Here is a 7,117-nt window from a genome sequence, read left to right on the forward strand (position 1 = left end):
GTTCCCCGCGCCCCTGAAGGGGCGCGGGGAACTGCGCGAGCAACCACAGTCCACCCGCGCCCTCTCCACCGGCACCAGCCCGGCAGACGCTAAACAACCTCGGCAAAAGTCACCGTGCGCTCCACGAGCAACGGCCACACCACCCCCACGACGACCTCCTTGAAGTGCTCGGCAGCCTTGTGCGTCTCGAACCCCTCCCGGTCGGCATACCGCTCGTACAACAGAAACCCACCCGGCTCGCCCTCCACCACGTGCACCTCGTACATCAGGTTCGCGGGCTCGGCCCGCGTGGCCTCCCGCGCCTTCAGCAGCGCGGCGCGCACCGCGGCCTCGTCGGCCGGTGCGCAGCGATAGCGGGCGACGACTGTGTACGCCATCCGTTCTCTCCTCTTCTCCTCAGGACCTGTCCGGCCCGCCCGATTCCAGCATGGATCATGCGCCCGACGGCCCCCGCGCAGCGCAATCAATGCCTGCCATCGCGGGGCTGGTGGACCCCCTCCCACATGGTGTGTTGTCGCAAACGGCCCGCACGGGCGGCAGCGCGGACGACGTAAGGAAGTGATCTCCATGCGCACTCTGGAAACCCTCTTGGGCGGGGAGTGGGTGAGGACCGGCGAATGGATCGACGTCCACGACCCCGCCGACGTCCGCACCCCCTTCGCCCGGGTCCCGGCGCTGTCCGCCAAGGACGTCACCCGGGCCTACGACCACGCCGAGCGAGGTTTCACCGGCTGGAAGCGCACCAGCCCCTTCGAGCGGGCCCGTGTCCTCACCGAGGCGGCCCGCCTGATCAGGGAGCGGGCCGGGGAGATCGCCGCCGACGTCACCGCGGAGAACGGCAAGACCCTGGCCGAGGCGACCGGCGAGACCCTGAAGGCCGCCGACTTCCTGGAGTACTACGCGGGCCTCGCCCGCCAGGGCTACGGCACCCTCCTGCACGACGTGCGCCCGAACCACCGTACGCACACCCAGCGCGAGCCGATCGGCGTGATCCTGGTGATCAGCCCCTGGAACGACCCGCTGATCACCCCGGCCCGCAAGCTCGCCCCGCTGCTGGCCACCGGCAACGCGGCCGTGTTCAAGCCGGCCACCGAGACACCCCTGGCAGGGCTCCACTTCGCCCGCGCCCTGCACGACGCGGGCCTGCCCGCCGGCGTCCTCAACGTCGTCACCGGCCGGACCGCCGAGATCGAGGAGGCCCTCCTCGACGACCCCCGGATCACCGGCATCACCTTCACCGGCTCCAACGCCGTCGGCAACCGCATCCGGCGCCGCCTCGCCGACCGCAACGTCCGCTTCCAGGGCGAACTCGGCGGCAAGAACGCGTCGGTGGTGCTGCGCGACGCCGACCTGCCCGCCGCCGCCAAGGCCGTCGTGGCCGCCTCCTTCGGCCAGGCCGGGCAGCGCTGCACGGCCACCAGCCGGGTGATCGTCGAGCAGCCGGTGCACGACGAGTTCGTCACACTGCTGGCCGCGCAGGTGCGCGCGCTCACCGTCGGTCCCGGCACCGACCCCGCCACCACCCTGTGCCCGCTGTCGAGCCCGAAGCAGCGCGACAGCGTCCTCGCCGACCTGAACAGGGCGGTGGAGCAGGGCGCGACCGTGCTCACCGGTGGCGGGGCGGACCCCGAGCGGGCCCACGGCTGCTACGTACAGCCCACCGTCCTCGCCGGTATCACCCCCGACATGGCCGTCTGGCGCGAAGAGGTCTTCGGACCCGTCCTCGCCGTCCGCGCGGTCGACGACTTCGCCGCGGCCGTGGAAGCCGTCAACGACTCCGGATTCGGGCTCGCCGCCGCCGTGTTCACCCGCGACCTCGCCTCTGCGTACCGCTTCGCGGACGAGGCCGAGTGCGGGCAGGTCGCGGTCAACACGACGACCACCGGCTGGGACGTCCATCTGCCCTTCGGCGGCTTCCACGACTCCGGCACCGGCTACAAGGAGCAGGGCGAGGAAGTCCTGAGGTTCTCCACGCGCGTCAAGACGGTGGCCGTCCACTTCGGCGCCCCGGAGCGGGCCGATGGCTGACGAGACGGTCGGCGTCGTCGGCGCCGGCATCGTGGGCCTGGCCACGGCCCGCGAGATCGCCCTGCGCCGCCCCGGCACCCGGGTGGTGGTGTTCGAGAAGGAACAGGAGGTGTCCCGGCACCAGACCGGCCACAACTCCGGTGTGGTGCACGCCGGCATCTACTACACGCCCGGCAGCCTCAAGGCCGACCTGTGCGTACGCGGGGTGTCCCTGCTGCGCGAGTACTGCCAGGACCGGCAGCTGCCGTACGACGAGATCGGCAAGCTGGTCGTGGCGGTGCGCGAGGACGAACTCGGCCGGATGCGGAACCTCTACGAGCGGGCGAAGAACAACCACGTACCGGAACTGCGGAGGATCTCGCGCGAGGAGATCGGCGAACTCGAACCACACGTCGGCGGTATCGCGGCCCTGCACTCCCCGCGCACCGCGATCACCGACTACCCGGCGGTCGCCCGCGCGTTCGCCAAGGACGTCGTGGACTCGGGCGGCGAGGTCCGCCTCGGCTTCCCGGTCACCTCGATCACCACCGTGCCCGGCGGTATCGAGGCCGCCTCCGGCCAGGACCGCGTCCGCGTCGACCGGCTGATCCTCTGTGCCGGCCTCCAGTCCGACTCCGTGGCCAGGCTCGCCCAGGACCGGCGGGAACCCCGGATCATCCCCTTCCGCGGCGAGTACATGCTGCTCAGGCCGGACCGGGCGCATCTGGTGCGCGGACTGGTCTACCCGGTGCCCGACCCGCGCTACCCCTTCCTCGGCGTGCACTTCACCCCGCGTGTCGACGGCTCGGTGGAGGTCGGACCCAACGCCGTCCTCGCCCTCGCCAAGGAGGGGTACCGGCGCACCAAGGTCTCCCCCCGGGACCTGCTGGCCCTTGCGGCCTACCCGGGCGCCTGGCGGATGGCCGGCCGGCACTGGCGTACCGGCATCAAGGAGTACCGCGGCTCCTTCTCCGCGGCCGCCTTCATGAAGGACGCCAAGCTGTACGTCCCGGGCGTCGGCGTCCGTGACGTGGTGCGCGGCGGCGCGGGCGTGCGCGCCCAGGCGCTGGACCGCGACGGCACGCTCGTGGACGACTTCCGCATCCACCGGGTCGGCCGGATCACGGCCGTACGCAACGCCCCCTCGCCGGCCGCCACGGCCTCCATGGCGATCGCCGAACACATCACCGCGGCCGTCTTCGACGACGCCTGACACGGCGGCCGCATGCCCCGCGAACAGCGCACTTCCGCGCAACAACAGCTTGCGCTCCGGGATCTCCGCAAGAGCGCACCGGCCGCCTAGCGTTCCTTCCACACCGCCTCACCACCCCCTCCGAGAGAAAGAGTTCGGACATGTTCGTCGTCGACACGCAGATCCACATCTGGAAGGAAGAGACCCCGGACCGCCCCTGGGTGCCCGGTGCCCGGGAGCGGATCCGGCTCAACGGCCACCGCGAGGACCCCTTCTCCTACGAGGAGGCGCTGGAGCTGATGGACGAGGCCGGCGTGAACCGGGCGCTGATCCTGCCGCCCTCCTGGGAGGGCGACCGTATCGACTACGCCCTGGAGGCCTGCGAGGCCCACCCGGACCGGTTCGGCATCATGGCCCGCATCCCGCAGAACAAGCCCGAAGAGGGCAAGGCCATGCTCAGGGACTTCGCCCAGAACCCGCACGTGAAGGGCACCCGGCTCACCTTCCACCGGCCGCAGGACCGCAACTGGATGATCGACGGCACCAACGACTGGTACTGGCCGATCGCCGAGGACCTGCGCATCCCGACGATGGTGCACGCGCCGATCTGGAAGCGCGAGCTGGGCGAGATCGCCGCCAAGCATCCCGAGCTGAAGATCATCATCGACCACATGGGCATCATGGCGCGCTGTGTCGACGACGCGATCGGCTACTGGGTCTCGGAGACCGCCGACCTGCACGTCCACCCGAACATCTACGTCAAGGTGTCGGCGCTGCCGGGCTACTCCACGCAGCCCTTCCCGAACAACAACATCCAGAAGTACGTGCGCGAGATGGTCGACAAGATGGGCCCGCAGCGCTGCTTCTACGGCACCGACATCACCCGGCTGCTCGGCCACGGCATCACCTACACCGACACGATCGAGCAGTTCACCAAGCACTGGGACTTCACGGCCGAGGAGCTTGAATGGATCATGGGCCGCGGTATCTCCGAGGTCCTGAACTGGCCGATCGAGGGCTGAGGAAACTCCGGCGATGACCAACAACCCACGGACCGACGGCGGGGACGCCGTCGTCTCCGCCTTCAACGCGGCGGGCGCCGACTACGTCTTCTGCTCCTCGGGGTCCGAATGGGCCCCGGTGTGGGAGGCGCTGGCCCGCCGGCACCGCGACGGCGAGCCCGCACCGCGGTACCTCGACCTGACCCACGAGACGGTCGCCGTGGGCATGGCGACCGGGTACGGGCTGGTCGAGCGCCGCCCGCAGGGCGTGCTGCTGCACGCGGCGCCGGGCCTGCTCCAGGGCTCGATGGCCGTCCACGGCGCCCTGCTGGCCGGTGTGCCGATGGTGGTCGCCTCGTCGGAGTCGACCACGTACGGCGACGCCCCCGGGCACGACCCGGGCGGCCAGTGGTACCGCAACCTGTCGATCGTGGGCGGCCCGCACGGCATCGCCCAGCCCTTCACCAAGTGGTCGACCGAGGCCGCCGCCGTCCACACACTCCCCACCATGATCACCCGGGCGGCGGAACTGGCCTGGCGGGCCCCCGCCGGGCCGGCGTACCTGAACATCCCCCTGGAGATCCTCCTGGAGGAGTGGGACGGCCGCGAGGCCAAGCCGGTCGTCCCGCCGGGCTCCACGCACAGCTCGCCTGAGGAGGTCGACCCGGTCGCACAGCTGATCCGGGAGGCGGCCAACCCGGTGATCGTCACCGAGACGGCGGGGCGCGAGGCGGGCGGCTTCGAGGCGCTGGTCGCCTTCGCCGAGGCCTGGAACATCCCGGTCGTGGAGCCGGACTCGGCGGTGTGCGGCAACTTCCCGCGCACCCACCCGCTGCACGCGGGCAGTGACATCGGCCCCTGGATGGACACGGCCGGCCTCATCCTGCTCGTGAACTGCAGGGCGCCCTTCTACCCGCCCTCCCGCCGCCCGTCCAAGGCGAAGATCGTCGTCATGGACGAGGTTCCGCAGCGCCCGCACGTCGTCTACCAAGTGCTGTTCGCCGACAGGTACTTGGAGGGCAACGTCACCAACACGCTGCGCCAGCTGACCAAGCGGGCGAAGGATCTCGACGAGCGTGCGGTCGACATCCGCCGGGCGGCACAGCAGGAACGGCACGCCGCCGAGCAGTCCGCGATCGCGGTGGCGGAGGCGAAGGCCGCCGAGGCCAGGGGCATCGACCCGGTGCTGGTCGCCGCCACCCTGCGCACGCTGCTGCACGGGCAGGACGCGATCGTCGTGGACGAGACCATCACCCACAGCCGGATCGTCAAGCGTCACCTCCGAACCGCCGACCCGGACTCCTACTTCTATGTCCAGGGCGGACTCGGCCAGGGCATCGCCGTCGCCCTCGGCGTCAAACTCGCCGCGAGGGAACGGCCGGTGGTCCTCACCATCGGCGACGGCGCCTTCGCCTACAACCCGGTGATCCCCTCGTACGACGCCTCGAACGCCTACGAACTGCCGCTGCTGATCGTGGTGTTCAACAACCGTGTCTACAAGTCGATGAACCTCAACCACCGCCGCTTCTACCCCGACGGCGCGGCCGCCGAGACCGGCGAATGGCTCGGCACCGACCTGCACAGGCTGCCCCGGCTCGCCGCGTTCGCCGAGCCGTTCGGCATGCACACCGAGACCGTCGACACGTCGGAGGCGCTCGCGCCGGCGCTCGAACGCGCCCTGAAGGCCGTGGCCGAGGGTACGACCGCCGTCGTGGACGTCCTAGTCACCCGCTAGCCAGGAGACACACCGCCACCATGTCCAACACCCCCGCCAAGATCCTGGTGCCCGCCGACGACCTGCGCGCCTTCTCCGCAGCCCTCCTGGAGAAGGGCGGCCTGAGCGCCGAGCACGCCCGCACCACCGCCGACGTGTTCGTCTGGGCCGCACAGCGCGGCGTCGACTCGCACGGCACCGCCCGCGTCCCCGCCTACCTGGACCTGCTCACCAAGGGCGTCGCCAACGCACAGCCGCAGCTGACGATCGAGTCGACGGCTCCGGCCGCCGCCGTCCTCGACGCCGACCGGGCCCCCGGCCCGGTGGCCCTGACCGCCGCCGCCGACGAGGCGGTTCGGCGGGCCCGCGAGACCGGCATCGCCTCGGTCGGCGTCCGGCGCACGGTGCACACCGGCGCCATCGGCTACTACGTGTCCCGGATCGCCGAACAGGGCCTGGTCGGGCTCGGGTTCGTGGCCGGCATGCCCAACATGGGCTACACCGGCGTCAAGGGAGCGGCCGTCGCCACCAGCCCCCTGGCCATCGCGGTCCCGGCCCGTGACCATGCCCCGCTGCTGCTGGACATGGCCACCGCCACCATCGCCCTCGGCAGGATCCGCCAGGCGAAGGCGAGCGGCACGCCGCTGCCGGAGGGCGCGGCGGCGACGGAGGACGGCACGCCGACGACCGACCCGGAACTGGCGGTCATGCCCCTGCCGCTGGGCGGCGCGAAGGGCTCCGGCATGTCCCTCGCCTTCGAACTCCTGACCAGCGTCCTGGTCGGCGCACCGATCTTCGCCGCCTTCCACGCAGGCGACCGCAAACACCGCCAGAACGCCCTGCTCATCGCCGTGGACCCGGCGGCTTTCGGCGACCCGGAGGCTTTCACCGCGAACGTCGACGACACCCTGGCCACGCTGAAGGGCCTGCCGGTCGCGGACGGCGCGGACGGGGTGTTCTACCCCGGTGAGCGCAGCGCGGCGGTGGCCGAGGAGCGGGGGGCGAAGGGAATTCCCGTGGCTGCGAAGGTATGGCGCGAACTCACCGAGCATGCCGACCGGTTGGGCGTGACTGCGCCGCGGCTCGAAGGGTAGCCGCTCCACTGGAAGGGCTGTGATCTTCCGACTGCGGCGCCGTCGTGGCTGGTCGCGCAGTTCCCCGCGCCCCTAAAAGAAGGGCCGTGGCAGTGCGCCACGTCAGGTG

At 71.3% G+C, this 7,117-nt stretch carries 6 protein-coding genes; 5 read left to right on the plus strand and 1 reads right to left on the minus strand.

The annotated features are described in order from the left end of the window. Positions 1-89 precede the first annotated feature (89 nt). Entirely contained in the window at positions 90-377 is a 288-nt protein-coding gene (locus tag ACWGKQ_RS51575; RefSeq protein ID WP_453299075.1) for a putative quinol monooxygenase, read from the minus strand. A gap of 190 nt (positions 378-567) precedes the next feature. Here ACWGKQ_RS51575 and ACWGKQ_RS51580 point away from each other — a divergent pair, with 190 nt between their 5' ends. The 5 genes from ACWGKQ_RS51580 to ACWGKQ_RS51600 all read left to right on the plus strand — a co-directional run bounded on the left by ACWGKQ_RS51580 (position 568) and on the right by ACWGKQ_RS51600 (position 7,008). Next, positions 568-2,028: an aldehyde dehydrogenase family protein gene (locus ACWGKQ_RS51580; RefSeq protein WP_453299076.1), complete on the plus strand. Its 1,461-nt coding sequence runs from the start codon at positions 568-570 to the stop codon at positions 2,026-2,028. Beyond that, positions 2,021-3,220 (plus strand): L-2-hydroxyglutarate oxidase, encoded by a 1,200-nt coding sequence (gene lhgO, locus ACWGKQ_RS51585; protein ID WP_453299077.1) that lies wholly within the window; start codon positions 2,021-2,023, stop codon positions 3,218-3,220. Before ACWGKQ_RS51580 ends, lhgO begins: the two co-directional genes overlap by 8 nt. Before the next feature lie 140 nt (positions 3,221-3,360). Then, on the plus strand, positions 3,361-4,221 hold the full coding sequence (locus ACWGKQ_RS51590) for an amidohydrolase family protein (protein WP_361298573.1): 861 nt from the start codon (positions 3,361-3,363) through the stop codon (positions 4,219-4,221). 13 nt (positions 4,222-4,234) lie between these two features. Continuing rightward, on the plus strand, positions 4,235-5,935 hold the full coding sequence (locus ACWGKQ_RS51595; RefSeq protein WP_453299078.1) for a thiamine pyrophosphate-dependent enzyme: 1,701 nt from the start codon (positions 4,235-4,237) through the stop codon (positions 5,933-5,935). A 20-nt stretch (positions 5,936-5,955) separates the two neighbouring features. After that, positions 5,956-7,008 (plus strand): Ldh family oxidoreductase, encoded by a 1,053-nt coding sequence (locus tag ACWGKQ_RS51600; protein WP_453299079.1) that lies wholly within the window; start codon positions 5,956-5,958, stop codon positions 7,006-7,008. Positions 7,009-7,117 lie beyond the last annotated feature (109 nt).

The organism is Streptomyces sp. NPDC054770 (assembly GCF_053611985.1).